Genomic DNA, 17,141 nt, shown 5'->3' with positions numbered 1-17,141 from the left:
TCCCGGCAGGGTCATCTGGCGATGCTGGCCTTTTCGGCGCTGGTGGCCGGGTCGTTTTCCCTGGGCGGGCAGATCGCCAATGAGATCGCGCCCGCAGCCCTGAACGCTGTGCGGTTTGCCCTGGCAGCCGGGGTGATCGGGGCGGTGCTTGCGGTCCGTGGCGGCGGCTTTGGCGCGGTGATCGTGGCGCCGTGGCGGTATCTGGTTCTGGGCGGTCTGTTCGCGACCTATTTCGTGACCATGTTCGAAGGGCTGAAAACCGCGCCTCCGGTTTCGGCGGCGGCCGTGTTCACCCTGACACCGGTGATGGCGGCCGGGTTTGGCTGGCTGTTGCTGCGACAGGTGACAACGCCGCGCATCGCGCTGGCGCTGGCTGTCGGGGCGGTAGGGGCGCTTTGGGTGATTTTCCGCGCGGATCTGTCGGCGCTTCTGGCCTTCGAGATCGGTCGCGGGGAATGGGTGTTTTTCTGGGGCTGCATGTGTCACGCGGCCTATACACCTGCCGTGCGGTGGCTGAACCGGGGCGAACCGGTTCTGATCTTCACTTTCGGCACGCTTCTGGCCTGCGCATTTGTTCTGCTGATCTGGGGCTGGCATGACCTGCGGGCGACCGATTGGGGCGGGTTGCGCCCGCTGGTCTGGATCACGCTGTTCTATGTGTCGATCATTGCCAGTTCCACCACGGTGTTTCTGGTGCAGTACGCAACCCTTCGGTTGCCATCCTCAAAAGTGATGGCCTACACATATCTGACACCTTCCTGGGTGATCCTGTGGGAGATTGCCCTGGGGCAACCGGTGCCCGGCCTGCTGGTTCTGGGCGGCATAGTCTTGACCATTCTGGCCCTGTGGATGTTGTTGAAAGATGAGACCCCCGGCTTGAGCAAGATCAAGGAACGGGAGCCGGAACCACTTTAGACATCCAACTGCGACTGGAGGATCGACCATGCCGGCTGCCACCACCCGCGATGCGCTGATTGCCGTTACCACCAAGGAATATGCGAAGCTGAAGACGCTGATCTCCGGTCTTCCTGCGGATATGGCGCAACGGACATTCGACGATGACACCTCGATCAAGGATGTCATCATCCACCGTGCCCATTGGTGTGCGTTGTTTTTCAGATGGCTGGATCAGGCGGCGGCGGGCGGCCCGGTTTATATGCCCGATGAAGGTGTGAAGTGGAACCAGTTGAAACCCTATAATGCCGCCCTGCGGGAAAGATATGCGGATATGTCCTGGGCTGATGCCCAGGCTTGGCTTGACCGGGAGCATTCGCGTTTGCTGACCTTTATCGAGGCAGAGACGGATCAGAGCCTTTATGGCGGCCCGTTTCCAATGACCGAAGGCTGGACCACCGGGCGCTATGCGGAGGCCAGCGGGCCAAGCCATTACCGCTCAGCCGCGAAGTTCATCCGCGCCTGTTTGCGGTCTGCATAGGCATCACTCTGTCGGCAGGTCTTCCACCCGGTCGCGCATTTCCTCGGGGAAGGCCGAAAGCGGTACGCGGGCCATGTCATAGGTGATGGTGCCCAGGGGCGCGGGCAGGGCCACCATCTGCTGCATCGAATTGCCGGAACAGGTATAGGTGATCACCGGGTTGAAGCTTTGCGGCCCCGGTGGCGGCGCCACCGGCACCGTCGCACTGCCATCAGAGGTGGTGACCGTCATTTCCCCTGTCAGGCCGCCTGCGCCGCCGGGCAGATGACAGATATCCAGCATCCCACCCATCGCGGTGATATATCCCGCAGAGGTGATTGTCTGCGCATTCATCTCGACCCGGGTGATCTCGCCATCTTCATCCTCGAATGTGGCATTGCCATTGGCGCCCATCGGAAATGTCTCAAAAAACCCGTCCTCGTAGATGATCATTGCCACGGGACGTCCGAGATCGTTGAAACTGGCGCGGACATTGTCGGGCATGGCGCGCATCATGGCCTCCATCGCCTCGGGGATTGTGCTGGACCCGATCCAGGCGCCGACCAGACAGGTTTCAATTGGCCCGACCGGGCTTTCACAGGTCTGGGCCGCGCCGGGGCCAGCCAGGGCGGCTGTCAGAAACAGGGGCAGGCTGAAACGCATGGGATGTCCTTCCGATCAGGATCAGTTTTGCATAACATAAGACGGCCGGTCTGGGCCCGCAGTTCAATCATCGTTCAATGTGCTGTTCAGAAACGCCTCGAATGCATCCAGGTTCACCGGCTCGAACTGGCCGAAACCCTGCATCCAGACAGAGGCCTCTTTCATCGCGTCAGGGTCGAGTTTGCACCATTTGACGCGGCCACGCTTTTCCTGCGTGATCAGACCGGCCCGGGTCAGGATGGTCAGATGTTTGGAAATTGCGGCCAAAGACATCTCAAACGGCTCGGCCACGTCAGTGACGGCCATGTCATCCTCCAGCAGCATCGACAGGATGTGCCGGCGTGTGGGGTCGGCAAGGGCCGAGAAGGTGGTGTCAAGCGCGTGGGCCATGGAGATGTTAAACGCGGGAACCGGGGCAATCGTCAACCAGACGGTTGAATATGGGGCCTGGCGGCAGGATCGAGGCTTCTTTGTCACACCCTTATTAAATCAATTATTTTCAATGTCTTGGTGGGGATTCTCCTAGACCGCCCGCACATTGACTCTGCGCCACGCTCTGTTAGCTTCCGCCCGAGTTTCAAAGGGGTGTCTTGCCGATGCCGGACCAGCCTGATCCTGACCGCCTGAAGGCGCTGGAGGACCGGTTGAGAAAAGTCCGGCAATCGCAGGCTGAGACACCGCCGACGGAGACACATTATTCTCAGGCGCAGCATGCCTGGCGGATGGTGATTGAACTGGTGGCCGGTCTGGGGATCGGCTTTGGCATCGGATACGGGTTGGACGTGCTGATCGGCACCACGCCCTGGCTGATGCTGATATTTACGCTTCTCGGTTTTGTCGCCGGGGTAAAGACGATGATCCGCTCGGCGCAGGAGATGCAGCGCCAGGCAGAGGCGAAAGACGAAGGGGACTGACACGTGGCCATGGATACAAACACATCCGCCGATACCCAAACCGCGAAATCCGGGTCAAGCCGCACCATTGCCTTTGCTTTGATCGCGCTCGCGGTTGTGTTGATCATCCTCGGATTGGTGGATGATTATGAAAGCGGCCTGTCGATCCACCCCATGGACCAGTTTATCATCGCGCCATTTTTCGGTGACGGACCGATCCACTGGTACACGGTGACCAATACGGCGGTCTGGATGGGCCTGGGGGTTTTGGCGATTCTTCTGGTGATGGTGGTCGGCACGCGCGGGCGCGCGGTGATCCCCAGCCGGGCACAGTCGATTGCGGAACTGGCCTATGGCTTTGTGCGCAAGATGGTTGAAGACGTGGCGGGCAAGGATGCATTGTCGTTCTTTCCCTATATCTTCACCCTGTTTCTGTTCATCCTGTCGGCGAATTTTCTGGGTCTGATCCCGGGTAGTTTTGCACCCACCAGCCATATCGCGGTGACCGTGATCCTGGCGCTGGCGGTTTTCGTGACGGTGACAGTTCTGGGGTTTGTCAAAAACGGCGCCGGGTTTCTGGGGCTGTTCTGGGTATTCTCGGCGCCCCTGCCGCTGCGCCCGGTTCTGGCGATCATCGAGGTGATTTCCTATTTCGTGCGCCCGGTCAGCCATTCCATTCGTCTGGCGGGCAATGTCATGGCCGGTCACGCGGTTCTGAAAGTGTTCGCGGGCTTTGCCGGTGCCCTTGGCGCCGGGGCCATCGCCCCGATCTTCGGCATTGTTGCCATCTACGGGCTTGAGGTGCTGGTCAGCGCCATTCAGGCCTATGTCTTCACCATCCTGACCTGCGTCTATCTGAAGGACGCGCTTCACCCGTCACATTAATCCGGGCGGTCAGGGTTTCAAATTCAAGCCAATTCCAACGTAAGGAGAGACGATCATGGAAGGCGATATCGCAAATATGGGTCAATTCATCGGTGCAGGCCTGGCCGCTATCGGTTCAGGCGCCGCTGCCATCGGTGTGGGCCATGTGGCCGGGAACTTCCTGGCGGGTGCGTTGCGCAACCCGTCGGCGGCCGCTGGTCAGACCGCGACGCTTTTCATCGGCATCGCATTTGCAGAAGCACTTGGGATTTTCGCATTCCTGGTTGCTCTGCTGCTGATGTTTGCTGTCTGAGCCACCCGAACCTTCCTTACGTCCGGGTCATCGGCGATATGCGGGTGGCCCGGTGTAGTCCCGGTTCCAGGAGGACAAGATGGCCGATGAAGCCCTTGTAGCTGCAGAAGAAGCCGCCGGTGCGGCGGGCATGCCGCAGCTCGAATTATCCACGTTCCCGAACCAGATTTTCTGGCTCGTGCTGACGTTGATCGCGATTTACCTGATTCTGTCGCGCATTGCGCTGCCAAGGATCGGGGCGGTTCTGGCGGAACGTCAGGGCACGATCACCAATGACATTGCCGCCGCCGAAGATCTCAAACGGAAGGCCGGTGAAGCGGAAGACGCCTATAACAAGGCGCTGGCCGATGCCCGCACCGAGGCCGGAGAGATCGTCGCCGCGACACGCGCCGAGATTCAGGCGGAACTGGCAGAGGCGACCGCGCATGCGGATGCGGAGATTTCCGCGAAAGCCGCCGAAAGCGAAGCCCGGATTGCGGAGATCCGCGCCGGTGCGTTGCAAAGCGTGGAGGAGGTTGCCGGCGAAGCCGCAGCCGAAATCGTTTCGGCCCTGTCCTCGGGGCCCGCGGATGCCAGCGCGGTTCAGGCCGCTGTGGCCGAGCGCATGCAGGGAGGCGGCCAATGATACGGTTTGTCATCGGGTTTGGCCTGCTGAGCACGCCGGCCTTTGCGGCCGGCGGTCATGGCGGGTATGATTTCACCTCGTTCTTCGACACGAATTTCGTGGTGCTGATCGGCTTTCTGCTGTTTCTGGCGATTATCTTCTATTTCAACATCCCCGGAATGCTGGGGGGCATGCTGGACAGTCGCGCGGCACAGATCAGGGCCGATCTTGATGAGGCCCGTGCCCTGCGCGAAGAGGCACAGACGATACTGGCGAGCTATGAGCGCAAACAGCGCGAAGTTGCGGCCCAGTCAGAGCGGATTGTGGCAGCCGCCCGCGCCGATGCAACAGCCGCGGCAGAGCAGGCCAAAGAGGATCTGAAAACCGCAATTGCACGGCGTTTGCAGGCGGCGGAAGACCAGATTGCCAGTGCCGAACAATCGGCGGTGCGCGATGTGCGCGACCGGGCGGTTGAGGTGGCTGTGGCGGCTGCGGCGCAGGTGATCGCGGCGCAGACAACGGCGGCAGAGGCCAACAAGCTGATCGACGCGGCGATTGCGGATGTCGAGACGCGGCTGCACTGAACCAAACGCGCCTGTTTGATGCGAAAGCCCCCCGGCGGAAACGCACGGGGGGTTTTCTTTTGCGGCGGGTGGCAGCGGCGCGGCCCGCAAGCGGCCTTCCCGCTGCCTGTGCCTCTGGCAGGGATATTTTTGAAGCAGAGAAGGGGGTATAGCTTTTCGGGGTCAACCTGAAACAGGCCGTATCGAAAAGCGTGTTCGGGCCAAGGGCGAGAGGTGGCTTTTCGATACAGGGCTTGCCCGAAACGCTTCAGGATTTGGCAAATCTGTCAGCCCAGGTCGGGAGCAGATCATCCGGCGCGGTCGTGGCGTGATAGACCCCGCTTGCGATGGCGCGTGACAGGCACAGCGCCGCCCCATGGCCGAGGCTGAGCAGATCCGTTTCGGCTGTGGTCAGCGGTTTTGCCCCGGTGGCGGTGGCAAAGACCAGATCGCCATCCATCGGTGTATGGCTGGGATAGATCGCGCGGGCCATGCCGTCATGGGCGGCGACCGCAAGCCGGGTGGCCTGGGCCTGGGTCAGGCTCGCATCGGTGGCGACAATCGCGATGGTTGTGGCCTGCCCGCCGCCTTTGAGCGGTGTGGGCGCCGCAGGGTCAAATTTCGGTGCCGGGCCAAGCCCGCCGAATTCAGCGTTGAATTCATATGGTGCGGCCCAGAAATGCCCGGTTTCACCCATGGTCACCCGGCCAAGGGCGTTGACCGCAACCAGCGCCCCCACGGTATAGGGTCCAATCTGCAGCGAGGCCGAGCCAAGCCCGCCTTTCAGATCCGCCACCAGAGCACCGGTTCCGGCCCCTGCCGAGCCAAGCGGGAAGCTTTCCGCCGCCTTTTCCAATGCGGCGGCGCCCAAAGCCTTATAGGGGTTTTCATCCCAGTCCTTGTTGCCGCCATTGATCAGGTCGAACAGGATCGCGCCCGGAACAATCGGAACCACCACATCGCCCACGGGAAAGCCCCGGCCCTGACGGCAGAGCGCATCGGCAACGCCCGAGGCGGCATCCAGCCCGAAGGCCGAGCCGCCGGACAGCACCAGCGCATCCACCATCTGCACGGTTTTGTCAGGCGCCAGCAGGTCGGTTTCCCGTGTGCCCGGCGCGCCGCCCATGACATGCAAAGCTGCGGTGAAAGGCGCATCGCCCACCAGCACGCTACAGCCTGTCTTGATATGCGCATCCTCGGCATTGCCAACGCGGAGCCCCGCGACATCGGTGATCAGGTTTCTGGGTCCGGGCTGCATGTCAGGTCCTTTCGTTGATAGGCATCAGGCGATCTCCAGTCTTGGCGCGGCGGCCAGCAGGGCGCGGGTATAGCTGTGGCGCGGTGTGGTGAAGAGGGTTTCGGTTTCGCCTTCCTCGACGATCCGGCCAGCCTGCATCACCAGCACCCGGTCGGTGATCGCGCGCACCACATTCAGGTCATGGCTGATGAAAAGATAGCTGAGATGCAGCCGGGTTTGCAGATCGGCCAACAGGTCGAGGATCTGGGCACGGATCGAGACATCGAGGGCCGAGACAGCCTCGTCCAGCACCAGAATTTCGGGATGGGTGATCAGCGCCCGGGCAATGGCGATGCGCTGGCGCTGCCCGCCGGAAAACTCATGGGGGTATTTATGCATGTCGTCGGGTGCAAGCTGCACCGCCTCAAGCGCCCGGGCCACCCGGTCCCTCCGGTCGGCGCCCATGGGTGGGGACAGCATCAGGTGGAAAGGTTCGGCCACCAGGCGGTGCACCCGCCAGCGGGGGTTGAAACTGCCATAGGGGTCCTGAAACACGACCTGAATGCCCGAGCGGAGCGCATTGGGCATCGCCGGCCCCACGGGTTTGCCGAAGGCGGTGATCTGCCCCCCCTGGATCGGGTCAAGGCCCAGGATCGCGCGGGTCAGCGTGGATTTTCCGCAACCGCTTTCACCGACAAGGCCCAGGCTTTCGCCCTTGTGCAGATCGAAGCTGACACCATCCACCGCAGGGACCGGATCGCCCCGGGTCAGGCCCTTTCGCGGACCGGGATATTGCCGCAGGACGTTTCTGACCGACAGAAGCGGCGCGGGTTCCGCCCCGCCCGGCCGGTCGGGCTGATGGGCGGAGGCGGCGAAAAGGGCGCGGGTATAGGGGTGGCGTTGTTCGGTCAGAACCTGCGCTGTCGGCCCCTGTTCGACGATCTCGCCCTTTTGCATCACTGCCACCTGACCGGCCATATGGGCCACCACGGCCAGGTCATGGGTGATCAGCAGCAGTGACATGTTTTCCTCGGCCACCAGATCCTTCAGCAGGTCGAGGATCTGCGCCTGTGTGGTGACATCCAGCGCGGTGGTGGGTTCATCGGCGATCAGCAGGCGCGGGTGCAGCGCGATGGCGGCGGCGATGCAGACACGCTGACGTTGCCCGCCGGAAAGCTCATGGGGGAACCGGTCCATCCCGATCTGTTCAAGGCCGACACGGTTCAGCCGGTCGCGGGCGATGCGACGGGCCTCTGCCCGGGTCGCGGCGTTATGGATCAACAGTGTTTCGGCCACCTGATCGCCGATGGTCTGCACCGGGTTCAGGGCGGTCATAGGTTCCTGAAAAATCATGCCCAACTGGTTGCCGCGCAGCGCGCAAATCTCGGCCTCGGTTCTGTCCAGCAGGTCAATCTCGTCAAGCCGGGCCTGGCCCGTTACATCTGCCCCCTGCGGCAGAAGCTGCATCAGCGCCAGCGCAGTCATGGATTTGCCCGACCCGCTTTCGCCGACCAGACCAAAAATCTCTCCCTCCCCGATGTTCAGTGTGACATCTTTGAGGATTGGGGTGCCGTTGATCGAAAGGCTGAGCGTATCGACCGCAATCATATGCGTTGTCTCCGCAATCGGGGGTCCAGCACATCGCGCAACCCGTCGCCCATGAGGTTCAGACCAAGCACCATCAGCACGATGGCAAGCCCGGGCAGAACCGCCAGCATCGGATGGGTGTAGATCATCGTCTGCGCCTCGGCCAGCATCCGGCCCCAGCTTGGTATCGGGGGCTGGGCACCCAGACCTACATAGGACAGACCGGCCTCGGCCAGAATCCCGAGAGAGAACTGGATCGTCGCCTGAACAATCAGAAGATTGGCGATATTGGGCAGGATATGTTCGGCACTGATGCGGATTTTGCCCTTGCCCGCCGTGCGGGCGGCAAGAATGTAGTCAAGTGTCCACAGGCTCAGCGCGCCGCCGCGTGCGACACGGGCGAAGACGGGGATGTTGAAAATACCGATGGCGAGGATGGCGTTCAGCGCCGAAGGGCCGAAAACCGCAGTGATCAGAATGGCGATGACAAGGCTGGGAAAGGCAAAGATCAGGTCATTGCCGCGCATGATGACCTCATCCAGCAGGCTGCCTCTTGTCGCGGCTGCGGCCAGACCAAGGGGCACGCCAAGGGTGATGCCGATGCCCACGGCGACCAAAGCCACGGCGATGGAGGTGCGCGCGCCGACCATCAGCATCGACAGAAGATCGCGGCCAAACTGATCGGTGCCCAGAAGAAACCTGCCGTTGGCCGGTTGCAGACGATTGGCGATGACCAGATCGGTCACGTCATAGGGCGTCCACAGAAAGCTGATCAGCGCGGCGGCCAGAAACACCGATGACAGGGCAGCGCCGATCAGAAGGGAGGCAGGCAGGCGGGTCATTTGCGGCGCAACCTTGGGTCTGCGGCGGCATAGGCGATATCGACCAGAAAGGTGACCAGGATCACCGCGAAAACCAGAAGCATGGTGACGCTTTCAACCACCACCAGATCCCGCTGGGTGATGCCCTGAAAGATCAGCCGCCCGAGACCCGGAAGGAAAAAGACATTCTCGATAATGATCGCGCCTGCCAGCAGGAACGAGAATTGCAGCCCGATGATGGTCAGCACCGGGATCAGCGCATTGCGAAGCGCATGGCGCAGCATCGCCTGACGGCGTGTCAGGCCCTTGGCACGCGCGGTGCGCATGTAATCCTGACCCAGCGTGTCCAGCAGCGCAGAGCGCATGACCCGCGCCAGGATCGAGGCCTGCGGAAGCGCCAGTGCGATGGCCGGCAGGGTCAGCGATTTGACAGCCGCCAGCGGATCGGACCAGCCCGGAAACCCGCCGGCCGAGACCCATTGCAGGTTCACCGCGAAGACCAGCACCAGCAGCATGGCGAACCAGAAATTCGGCACCGCGATACCCAGTTGGGTGCCGCCCATGATGCTGTAATCGGTGGTGCTGCCCTGACGCGATGCCGCGATCAGGCCGATGGGAAAGGCGATCAGGGTGGACAGGGTCAGGGCATATCCGGTCAGTGGCAGCGACACCCAAAGCCGATCAAGGATCAGGTCAGACACCGGCACGCGATAGGTGTAGGAGGTGCCGAAATCGCCGGTCATCATCCCCGAAACCCAAGCCCAGTAACGTTCAACCAGGGTGCCGCCAAGGCCAAGCTCCTCGCGGAGGTTGGCGATCCCGGTTTCGGTCGCGTTCAGGCCCAGCATGAAGGCGGCAGGATCGCCCGGGATCACCTCGATCACCAGAAAAATCACCAGAGAGGCGGCAATCAGGCTGAGGCCGAGGGAGATCAGTCGGCTGAGAATATAGCGCAGCATAAGCGCGAGGTTATAGCGTTTCGACTTTACATTGAAGCCGTGCAACGGCTTTCGCGTTTGAGCCAAAGGCGAAAGGCAGCGAAAGGCGTTTCAACAGTAAGTCGAAACGCTTTAGACGCGGTCTGCATGATGGGCCAGAGCAGAGTTGAGATGGGCGCCGTGCCGTGTCAGGCGCCGGAAATCAGCAGTTCGGCCTCAACCTCGATCGCAAAATTCATCGGCAGGCCCGCAACCCCGATGGCCGAGCGGGCATGACGCCCGATCCCGGCGCCGAACACATCAAGGATCAGATCGCTGAACCCGTTGATCACCAGATGCTGCTGGTCATAGCCGGGCGCTGAGTTGACCATGCCAAAAACCCGCAGCCAGCCGGTGACGCGGGACAGATCGCCAATCTCGGCCTTCAGATTTGCCAGAACCGACAGCGCGATGTCCCGCGCCGCGTGTTGCCCCTCTTCTGTGGTCAGATCACGGCCCAATTGCCCGTATGGGCCCGCAATGGTGCCATCGGCGGCCTGTTTTGGATGGCCCGAGATCAAGACGCGATTGCCCCGCCGGTTCACGAATGTGAACGGCAGATGAAGCCCCGGTGCGAGGGTGACAGGTGCGGGCAGGTCCAGCCCCAGCTCGGTCAGGCGGTGTTCGGGTATGTGCATGGATGGCTCCGTTACTTGCGGTTCTTTTGGGAATGTCTTGGTCTGGATGCGTTCAGACCGACAGAATTGCAGACAGGTTTCGGAACACCAGTGCGGAAAACGCGTTGCCGGGCCATTTCATGAAACTGATACATTTCCGTTACGTCATCTTCACCAAGCCGGGCGACGACGCATTGTCACGTTTGCAACCCTTGGAGATATGTATGACGTCTCGATTTCTGACCCTGACTTCGGCTTTGTCCCTGATGGCCGGGCCCGCCCTGGCGGATATGAATTTCAACCGCATCGCCTCTTTCGCGGTGGTGGAGAACAGCCCGGAGGCGGAGGAAACCTCGGCCGAGATCATTGCGGCGACAGCGGATGGGATGACGCTGGTCTATACCGACAGCCCGCTGGAGGCGTTGGGGTTCATCGACATCACCGACCCGGCCAATCCTGAACCCGCCGGGATCATGGGTCTGGGTGGCGAGCCGACCTCGGTCGCGGTGACCGGGGCCTATGCGCTGGCGGGGGTGAATACCTCGGAAAGCTACACCGCACCGTCGGGATATCTTGTGGAGGTCAATATCGCTGAGCAGAGCGAGATGGGGCGCTGTGATTTGCCGGGCCAGCCGGATTCGGTTGCGATTGCACCGGACGCCTCATTTCTGGCGGTCGCGATCGAGAATGAACGCGATGAGGATCTGGGCGACGGGCGGGTGGGGCAGATGCCTGCGGGCTCTGTGGTCATGGTCGATCTGACATCCGAGGGTCTGCTTGATTGCGGCACGCTTCGGCTGGCCGATGTCACCGGTCTGGCCGAGATTGCACCGGAAGACCCGGAGCCGGAATATGTGTCGATCAACGATGAGGGCGAGGTGGTCGTCACCCTGCAGGAGAACAACCATATTGTTGTGCTGTCCTCCATCGGCGCGGTGTTGAGCCATTTTTCTGCCGGATCGGTCGATCTTGACGGGATTGATGTGGGTGAGGAACGCGCTTTCGCCTTTACCGGCAGCCAGCCGGGCCGGGTGCGCGAACCCGATGCGGTGACCTGGATCGACAACAGCCATTTCGCCATCGCCAATGAGGGAGATATGGATGGCGGCAGCCGCGGCTGGACGATTTTCAGCCAGGATGGCACGGTTGTCTATGACAGCGGCACATCGTTCGAACGGGCGATTGTCGAGATCGGTCATTACCCCGAACGGCGGTCCGGCAATAAGGGTGTTGAGCCGGAAAGCGTAACCTTCGCAGTCTTTGATGGCACACCGATGGTGTTTGTGGGGGCCGAGCGGGCCTCGGTTGTGGGGGTCTATGATGTGACCGACCTGGCCGTCCCGGTTCTGACGCAGTTGCTGCCATCCGGGATCGGGCCGGAAGGCTATGTGACCATCCCGTCGCGGAACCTGCTGATCTCCGCCAATGAAGTGGACGGGCTGGAAGATGGCGCGGCGCGCGCCCATGTGATGATCTTCGAATATCAGGATGCAGCCGCCAGCTATCCGCATCTGACCAGTGCGGGTATGGATGAGCTGACTGGCTGGGGCGCTCTCTCGGGTCTTGTGGCGGGGGATAACGGGCTGATCTATGCGGTCAATGACAGTTTCTATGCCATGCAGCCGACAATCTTCGTGATTGACCCAGGCGAAAGCCCGGCGCGGATTGTCGATGCCATCCGGGTGACGCGGGGTGGTCAGCCCGCGCAATTGCTGGATATGGAAGGCATTACGCTGGATGGAGATGGCGGGTTCTGGATCGCCTCGGAAGGCCGGACAGACCGGTTGGTGCCCCATGCGCTTTACCATGTGGGGTCTGACGGCGGGATCATGGATTACGTGCCCTTGCCGACAGAATTGCAGGCGGTGGAGCGGCGCTTTGGTTTCGAGGGTATCACCCTGGTGGGTGACACGCTGTGGATGGCGGTTCAGCGGCCCTGGGCGGATGATCCGGCGGGCCATAGCAAGCTGGTGTCCTACAATACCGAAAGCGAGGAATGGGGCGCGGTGCTTTACCCGTTGACCGAGCCCGCAACCGGCTGGGTCGGGCTGAGCGAGATCGTGGCCGATGGGGATTTTGTCTATCTGATCGAACGCGACAATCAGATCGGGGCGGCGGCGGCGGTGACCAAGCAGATCACCCGCATTCCGCTGGCTGATATGATGCCCGGCGCACTGGGCAGTGACCTGCCTGTCATGGCGCCGGAACTGGTGGTTGATCTGCTCCCCTATCTGACCTCAACCGGCGGGTTTGTCCTGGATAAGGTCGAAGGGCTGGCGATCATGGCGGACGGGACCATGTGGGCTGCCACCGACAATGACGGGGTCGATGACCATTCGGGCGAGACAATGTTTTTTGCGCTTTCGCCGATGTGATTGGGTATTTTGATCATGATCAGGCCCCTGCAGAGAGATCTGCAGGGGCCTTATTTTTGGCATCTAAAGCGTTTTGCGTTTTATATGAGGCAGTCCAATTGAAAACCGCGTTCGAGCCGAAGGCGAGAGGCAGCGGTTTTCAATGCAGATCAAACGCAAACCGCTATAGGGGATGTTGCCCCGGATAAGTGGGCGTATCATAGGGTGGTGACGCGCAAGATGGAGACCCCCCGATGACCGACCAGACACCCGCATCCGGCATGGCATTCAAAGCGATCCGGGCGATTGACTACACGGTCATTTTCACCCGCGATATGGATGCGATGCGCCTTTTTTACGAAGATATCCTTGGGTTTGTGATGACCCGGGAATTGTCACCAAACTGGCTGGAATACCGTGTCGGGGAGAACACATTGGCGCTCGCCAGACCGGGGTTGACCGCATCGGATATGCCGGTGCCGGATGGGACTGCGGCGCTGCAACTGGCGTTTAAAGTCTCCGCGTCCGAGGTTGATCAATGTGCCGAGGAGTTGACCGCAAAAGGGGTCGCCCTTGTCTCCCCGCCGACGGATCGTGATTTTGGCCATCGCACGCTGTTCTTTCGCGACCCGGATGGCAATCTGTTGGAGATATTTGCAGAGATTTAGAGCAGAAATCGTTCAGTCTGAATCAAAATTCACTGCCTCTCGATCAGCAAGCTGCTGATCTCGAACGTGAATTTTGATGGCGATGGTGCAGAATAAAACGATTTCGCTTTAGGGTGTGCGGTGCGTTGCCGGATTATGATCCAGCGTTCTTACATGTTTCCGGGCAAAGAAAACGCCCCGATGCGACATTGCGCATGGGGCGTTTCAGGTGTTTCGATATCCTGATCCTATTGCGTCCAGCGCACCCCGGTCAGGTCATTGGCCTGGGTGGGGGAATTTTCCCACAACCCTTCGATATTGGCGTTTGCCACCCCTGTTTTCGGCAGTTGGAACAGGTAGCCGTTGACGTAATCATCGGCAATCACCTGCTGTGCCGCATGAAGCGCGGCAGTGCGTTCCTCGGGGTCGGTCATGCCTGTCAGATCGGTTATCATCTGCTGGAAGTCCGGGTTGTCATACTGGAAGTAATATTCCGGCCGGGCATAGATGCCGATATCGAAAGGTTCCGTATGGCTGACAATGGTCAGGTCGAAATCATGACCGCGAAACACCTGTTCCAGCCATTGGGCCCATTCCAGATTGCTGATCTCGGTCTGGATACCCACTGCGCGAAGCTGGGCTGCGATGATCTCTCCGCCCCGGCGGGCATAGGCGGGGGGCGGCAGTGCCAGACGCAGGGTCAGATCGCTGACACCCGCCTCCTCCAGAAGCGCGCGGGCGGCGTCAGGGTCATAGGCGGACTGGCCGGTCAGATCGACATAGTCCGGGTTATGGGGGCGAAATGCGTGCCGATGGGGGTGCCATAGCCAAACATCGCGCCGTCTATGATATCCTGACGGTTGATCGCATGGGTGATCGCCTCGCGCACGCGGACATCATCCAGAGGCGGCGATTGATTGTTCATCGCCAATATCGTTTCCCCCTCGGTGGAGCCGACAATCACGTTGAAACGCGGCTCTGCCTCGAACTGGCCAAGGGTTTCGGGCGCGGGAAAGATCGGAAAGGCATCCACATCGCCGGCCATCAATGCGGCAAAAGCAGCATTCGGGTCCGAGATGAAGCGGAAGGTCGCGGTTTCCAGCGCCGGGTCATCGCCCCAGTAATCCGGGTTGCGGGTCAGATCCACACGGTCGCCCTGCACCCAGTCGGAAAACACGAACGGGCCGGTGCCCACCGGGTTGGTGGCGTTGGTGTCTGCGGATTCCGGGGCAACAATGACCGCATCCCCCCAGGCCAGATTGAACAGAAGGGACCCGTTCGGCGCGGCAAGTGTAATCGCGACGGTGTTGTCATCCACGGCCACCACATTGTCGATATCGGCAAACAGCGCGGCCTGGGCGTTGGTGGTGTCTTCGGCCCGCGCGCGGTCAAGCGTAAAGACCACATCCTCGGCGGTGAAACTGGTGCCGTCATGGAAAGTGACATCGGGGCGCAGATGGAAGGTATAGGTCAGCCCGTTTTCGGAAATCTCCCAGCTTTCCGCCAGACCGGGCAGGATCGACCCGTCGGCGCCGAACCGGGTCAGCCCCTCGAAGACATTGGCATAGACCACTTCATCAATCGCGGCGGCGGCCCCGCCGGTCGGGTCAAGATTGGGCGGTTCAAGCTGCATGCCGATGGTAATATCGGTCTGCTGTGCCAAGGCACCGCTTGCAGTCAGGGCAAGGATCGCGGCGCTTGTTTTGAAACGATGGAACATAGGTTTCTCCCCTAAGATGGTATTGGCGTGATGGTAGGGGGCAAATGGACAGGCTTGCAAGCGGCGATCTCTTGCCGATTGCTGATCGCTGTCGCGCAACTGTTACTTTTGAGTCGCCCGAATCAACCGGCCGGAGTAGCGTTTTGGAACAGACGCGACCCCTCTTATCGACGGAGCTGCTTTATGCCGTTGCCCAGTCCTGAAGATATTGTTGCGCTTTCATCTGAACATGTGGCCCAGTTCATCACGGATCAGTCGAGTTCGAAAACGCTGAGCGTGCTGATGAAGCATCTTAACGAGCAACTGATGTCACCTGACGCGCCGACACGGGAAACGGCGCGCCAGGCGCTCAACCGTCTCGGGTTTCCAGAATACGCCTGAAACCTGCCCGATCCTCCAGCGCATGCAATCCTGAAGAACCGCACCGCTTTTCAGCATGGTTTGGTCTGCTGATTGCGCTTCAGGTCAGCAATTCCCGAAGGGTCAGCGCCATGACCTTGGCGCTGTCGATCATGTCGTCAATACCCACCCATTCATCGGGCTGATGCGCCAGATCAAGGATGCCCGGCCCATAGGCGATGCAGTTTTTCAGCCGCCCGATCCGGTCGATATGTTTCTGGTCATAGGTGCCGGGCGACACCACGAATTCCGCCTGTTTTGAAAGGACTTTCCCGATCGCGGCCTGAACGGTGCGAACCACGGGCGCGGCCTCGTCCGTCATGGTGGGCTGGACCTCATGCAGGTCGCGCAGCTCATAGGTGAAGTCGGGGCGCTCGGTTTTGACCTTTTCCAGCATGGCGGTGATCTCGGCTTTCACATCCGCGATATTTTCTTCTATAAGAAACCGGCGGTCGATGGTGATCACGCAGCGATCCGGCACGCAAGGAGAGGGGAAGCCGGTGTAATCCTCATCCTGTTCCGGTTCCCCCCCATGGATCGAATTGATGTTCAGCGTGGATTGTTTTGCACCCTCCGGCACAACCGGCATGGCGGTGCGCTTGGTGGCCAGAAGGGGGAACAGGCTCGCCTCCATCTCGGCCATGACCGCCCCCATATGGCGCACGGCACAATCCCCCAGAAACGGCATCGAACCATGGGCGATGCGACCCTGGGTTTCGATCTCGGCCCACCAGACGCCGCGATGGCCCAGGCAGATCCGGTCTTTGTTCAACGGTTCGGGAATGATCACATGCTGCACGCGGGCGGGGTCGAAATAGCCCTGTTCGGCCAGATAGGCGACACCACCATAGCCGCCTGATTCCTCATCTGCGGTGGCACTGATCTCAATCGCGCCCTTGTAATCGGGATAGGTGGCGATGAAAGCCTCGGCCGCGATGATCGAGGTCGCCAGCCCGCCTTTCATATCACAGGCGCCCCGACCATAAATCCTGCCGTCCTTTTCCTCTCCCCCGAAAGGGTCCACCGTCCAGCCATGGCCAACCTCGACCACATCATGATGGGAATTGAAATGCACACATTCCCCCGGTTCCGCCCCCTGATGGCGGGCCACAAGGTTCCAGCGCGGATAGGTTTCGCTGTCGGCCCGGGCGCCAAGCGCGCGGACCAGTTCCACATCATATCCGCTTTGGGTCAACCGGGCGGCGAGATACTCGCAAATCTCGCGATACTTGCGGCCCGGCGGGTTCAGCGTTGGAATACGGATCAGGTCTTGCGTCAGCGCGATCAGATCAGCACGGCGCTCGGCGATTGCGGTGTAAAGGCGGCAGGTATCAGACATGGGGTGCAACTTGCGCCCGTCAGCCCCGACCTGCAAGCCCAAGCCCGCAAGCCCAAGCCTGCAAACCCTGCCAATTCCCTTTCGGCCCCCCATATTAGACGGTATGACGGATCGTGAACATATGGGGAA

The 17,141-nt window shown here is 60.9% G+C and carries 18 protein-coding genes and 1 pseudogene; 10 read left to right on the top strand and 9 right to left on the bottom strand.

The features are described 5' to 3' along the window. Nucleotides 1-21 precede the first annotated feature (21 nt). Entirely contained in the window at nt 22-915 is an 894-nt protein-coding gene (locus E2K80_RS13060) for a DMT family transporter (protein ID WP_443216556.1), read from the top strand. 28 nt (nt 916-943) lie between these two features. Further along, nucleotides 944-1,435, top strand: coding sequence for a ClbS/DfsB family four-helix bundle protein (locus E2K80_RS13055; protein ID WP_135375396.1), 492 nt, complete (start codon nt 944-946; stop codon nt 1,433-1,435). 3 nt (nt 1,436-1,438) lie between these two features. Here the strand turns inward: E2K80_RS13055 and E2K80_RS13050 are convergent, their stop codons facing one another. Continuing rightward, nucleotides 1,439-2,077 carry a hypothetical protein gene (locus E2K80_RS13050; protein ID WP_135375395.1) on the bottom strand — a complete coding sequence of 213 codons (639 nt, stop codon included), beginning with the start codon at nt 2,075-2,077 and terminating at the stop codon, nt 1,439-1,441. Nucleotides 2,078-2,140: 63 nt separating this feature from the next. Then, nucleotides 2,141-2,467 (bottom strand): ArsR/SmtB family transcription factor, encoded by a 327-nt coding sequence (locus tag E2K80_RS13045; protein WP_135375394.1) that lies wholly within the window; start codon nt 2,465-2,467, stop codon nt 2,141-2,143. Between the two features lie 206 nt (nt 2,468-2,673). On the opposite strand from E2K80_RS13045, the gene E2K80_RS13040 reads away from it, so the two are divergent. The 5 genes from E2K80_RS13040 (at nt 2,674) to E2K80_RS13020 (ending at nt 5,335) form a co-directional block, all read left to right on the top strand. Further along, the gene (locus tag E2K80_RS13040; RefSeq protein ID WP_135375393.1) at nt 2,674-2,991 is read left to right on the top strand and encodes an AtpZ/AtpI family protein; all 318 of its coding nucleotides are present in this window, start codon (nt 2,674-2,676) and stop codon (nt 2,989-2,991) included. Nucleotides 2,992-3,000: 9 nt separating this feature from the next. Next, on the top strand, nt 3,001-3,855 hold the full coding sequence (locus E2K80_RS13035; RefSeq protein WP_135376621.1) for a F0F1 ATP synthase subunit A: 855 nt from the start codon (nt 3,001-3,003) through the stop codon (nt 3,853-3,855). Nucleotides 3,856-3,910: 55 nt separating this feature from the next. Beyond that, the gene (locus E2K80_RS13030; protein ID WP_018302205.1) at nt 3,911-4,147 is read left to right on the top strand and encodes a F0F1 ATP synthase subunit C; all 237 of its coding nucleotides are present in this window, start codon (nt 3,911-3,913) and stop codon (nt 4,145-4,147) included. A 79-nt stretch (nt 4,148-4,226) separates the two neighbouring features. Next, a complete protein-coding gene (locus E2K80_RS13025; RefSeq protein WP_135375392.1) occupies nt 4,227-4,772 on the top strand; it encodes a F0F1 ATP synthase subunit B' in 546 nt (181 codons plus the stop codon). Then, complete coding sequence (locus E2K80_RS13020) at nt 4,769-5,335, top strand: F0F1 ATP synthase subunit B (RefSeq protein ID WP_135375391.1); 567 nt, start codon at nt 4,769-4,771, stop codon at nt 5,333-5,335. The genes E2K80_RS13025 and E2K80_RS13020 overlap by 4 nt, the downstream gene beginning before the upstream one ends. Nucleotides 5,336-5,582: 247 nt before the next feature. Here the strand turns inward: E2K80_RS13020 and E2K80_RS13015 are convergent, their stop codons facing one another. From E2K80_RS13015 to E2K80_RS12995, 5 genes are all read right to left on the bottom strand, one after another. After that, nucleotides 5,583-6,572, bottom strand: coding sequence for a P1 family peptidase (locus E2K80_RS13015; RefSeq protein ID WP_135375390.1), 990 nt, complete (start codon nt 6,570-6,572; stop codon nt 5,583-5,585). A 24-nt stretch (nt 6,573-6,596) separates the two neighbouring features. Then, nucleotides 6,597-8,159, bottom strand: coding sequence for an ABC transporter ATP-binding protein (locus tag E2K80_RS13010; RefSeq protein WP_135375389.1), 1,563 nt, complete (start codon nt 8,157-8,159; stop codon nt 6,597-6,599). Continuing rightward, entirely contained in the window at nt 8,156-8,980 is an 825-nt protein-coding gene (locus E2K80_RS13005) for an ABC transporter permease (protein WP_443216531.1), read from the bottom strand. The genes E2K80_RS13010 and E2K80_RS13005 overlap by 4 nt, the downstream gene beginning before the upstream one ends. Further along, nucleotides 8,977-9,918, bottom strand: a complete 942-nt coding sequence (locus E2K80_RS13000; protein ID WP_135375388.1) for an ABC transporter permease — start codon at nt 9,916-9,918, stop codon at nt 8,977-8,979. The genes E2K80_RS13005 and E2K80_RS13000 overlap by 4 nt, the downstream gene beginning before the upstream one ends. A gap of 167 nt (nt 9,919-10,085) precedes the next feature. After that, nucleotides 10,086-10,574 (bottom strand): RidA family protein, encoded by a 489-nt coding sequence (locus E2K80_RS12995; protein ID WP_135375387.1) that lies wholly within the window; start codon nt 10,572-10,574, stop codon nt 10,086-10,088. 203 nt (nt 10,575-10,777) lie between these two features. Between E2K80_RS12995 and E2K80_RS12990 the strand changes: the two genes are divergently transcribed. Together E2K80_RS12990 and E2K80_RS12985 are read left to right on the top strand one after the other, a co-directional pair. Then, the gene (locus E2K80_RS12990; protein WP_135375386.1) at nt 10,778-12,928 is read left to right on the top strand and encodes an esterase-like activity of phytase family protein; all 2,151 of its coding nucleotides are present in this window, start codon (nt 10,778-10,780) and stop codon (nt 12,926-12,928) included. A 233-nt stretch (nt 12,929-13,161) separates the two neighbouring features. Beyond that, entirely contained in the window at nt 13,162-13,575 is a 414-nt protein-coding gene (locus E2K80_RS12985; RefSeq protein WP_135375385.1) for a VOC family protein, read from the top strand. A gap of 227 nt (nt 13,576-13,802) precedes the next feature. Here the strand turns inward: E2K80_RS12985 and E2K80_RS12980 are convergent. Next, nucleotides 13,803-15,274 (bottom strand): annotated as a pseudogene (locus E2K80_RS12980) (ABC transporter substrate-binding protein). A gap of 183 nt (nt 15,275-15,457) precedes the next feature. On the opposite strand from E2K80_RS12980, the gene E2K80_RS12975 reads away from it, so the two are divergent. Then, nucleotides 15,458-15,655 carry a hypothetical protein gene (locus tag E2K80_RS12975; RefSeq protein ID WP_135375384.1) on the top strand — a complete coding sequence of 66 codons (198 nt, stop codon included), beginning with the start codon at nt 15,458-15,460 and terminating at the stop codon, nt 15,653-15,655. A 79-nt stretch (nt 15,656-15,734) separates the two neighbouring features. On the opposite strand, the gene E2K80_RS12970 is transcribed toward E2K80_RS12975, so the two are convergent. Beyond that, nucleotides 15,735-17,012, bottom strand: coding sequence for an acetylornithine deacetylase/succinyl-diaminopimelate desuccinylase family protein (locus tag E2K80_RS12970; protein ID WP_135375383.1), 1,278 nt, complete (start codon nt 17,010-17,012; stop codon nt 15,735-15,737). Nucleotides 17,013-17,141: the final 129 nt, after the last annotated feature.

Source organism: Rhodophyticola sp. CCM32 (assembly GCF_004751985.1).
GTDB lineage: Bacteria > Pseudomonadota > Alphaproteobacteria > Rhodobacterales > Rhodobacteraceae > Rhodophyticola.
The sequence above is the reverse complement of the archived record's forward strand: the minus strand, read 5'-3'. Positions and strand labels throughout refer to the sequence as shown.

What these genes read in the sequence shown, in the direction of transcription:
- E2K80_RS13060 (WP_443216556.1), top strand. Translation starts at nt 22, where the DNA reads ATGCTGGCCTTTTCGGCGCTGGTGGCCGGGTCGTTTTCCCTGGGCGGG.
- E2K80_RS13055 (WP_135375396.1), top strand. Translation starts at nt 944, where the DNA reads ATGCCGGCTGCCACCACCCGCGATGCGCTGATTGCCGTTACCACCAAG.
- E2K80_RS13050 (WP_135375395.1), bottom strand. Translation starts at nt 2,077, where the DNA reads ATGCGTTTCAGCCTGCCCCTGTTTCTGACAGCCGCCCTGGCTGGCCCC.
- E2K80_RS13045 (WP_135375394.1), bottom strand. Translation starts at nt 2,467, where the DNA reads ATGGCCCACGCGCTTGACACCACCTTCTCGGCCCTTGCCGACCCCACA.
- E2K80_RS13040 (WP_135375393.1), top strand. Translation starts at nt 2,674, where the DNA reads ATGCCGGACCAGCCTGATCCTGACCGCCTGAAGGCGCTGGAGGACCGG.
- E2K80_RS13035 (WP_135376621.1), top strand. Translation starts at nt 3,001, where the DNA reads ATGGATACAAACACATCCGCCGATACCCAAACCGCGAAATCCGGGTCA.
- E2K80_RS13030 (WP_018302205.1), top strand. Translation starts at nt 3,911, where the DNA reads ATGGAAGGCGATATCGCAAATATGGGTCAATTCATCGGTGCAGGCCTG.
- E2K80_RS13025 (WP_135375392.1), top strand. Translation starts at nt 4,227, where the DNA reads ATGGCCGATGAAGCCCTTGTAGCTGCAGAAGAAGCCGCCGGTGCGGCG.
- E2K80_RS13020 (WP_135375391.1), top strand. Translation starts at nt 4,769, where the DNA reads ATGATACGGTTTGTCATCGGGTTTGGCCTGCTGAGCACGCCGGCCTTT.
- E2K80_RS13015 (WP_135375390.1), bottom strand. Translation starts at nt 6,572, where the DNA reads ATGCAGCCCGGACCCAGAAACCTGATCACCGATGTCGCGGGGCTCCGC.
- E2K80_RS13010 (WP_135375389.1), bottom strand. Translation starts at nt 8,159, where the DNA reads ATGATTGCGGTCGATACGCTCAGCCTTTCGATCAACGGCACCCCAATC.
- E2K80_RS13005 (WP_443216531.1), bottom strand. Translation starts at nt 8,980, where the DNA reads ATGACCCGCCTGCCTGCCTCCCTTCTGATCGGCGCTGCCCTGTCATCG.
- E2K80_RS13000 (WP_135375388.1), bottom strand. Translation starts at nt 9,918, where the DNA reads ATGCTGCGCTATATTCTCAGCCGACTGATCTCCCTCGGCCTCAGCCTG.
- E2K80_RS12995 (WP_135375387.1), bottom strand. Translation starts at nt 10,574, where the DNA reads ATGCACATACCCGAACACCGCCTGACCGAGCTGGGGCTGGACCTGCCC.
- E2K80_RS12990 (WP_135375386.1), top strand. Translation starts at nt 10,778, where the DNA reads ATGACGTCTCGATTTCTGACCCTGACTTCGGCTTTGTCCCTGATGGCC.
- E2K80_RS12985 (WP_135375385.1), top strand. Translation starts at nt 13,162, where the DNA reads ATGACCGACCAGACACCCGCATCCGGCATGGCATTCAAAGCGATCCGG.
- E2K80_RS12975 (WP_135375384.1), top strand. Translation starts at nt 15,458, where the DNA reads ATGCCGTTGCCCAGTCCTGAAGATATTGTTGCGCTTTCATCTGAACAT.
- E2K80_RS12970 (WP_135375383.1), bottom strand. Translation starts at nt 17,012, where the DNA reads ATGTCTGATACCTGCCGCCTTTACACCGCAATCGCCGAGCGCCGTGCT.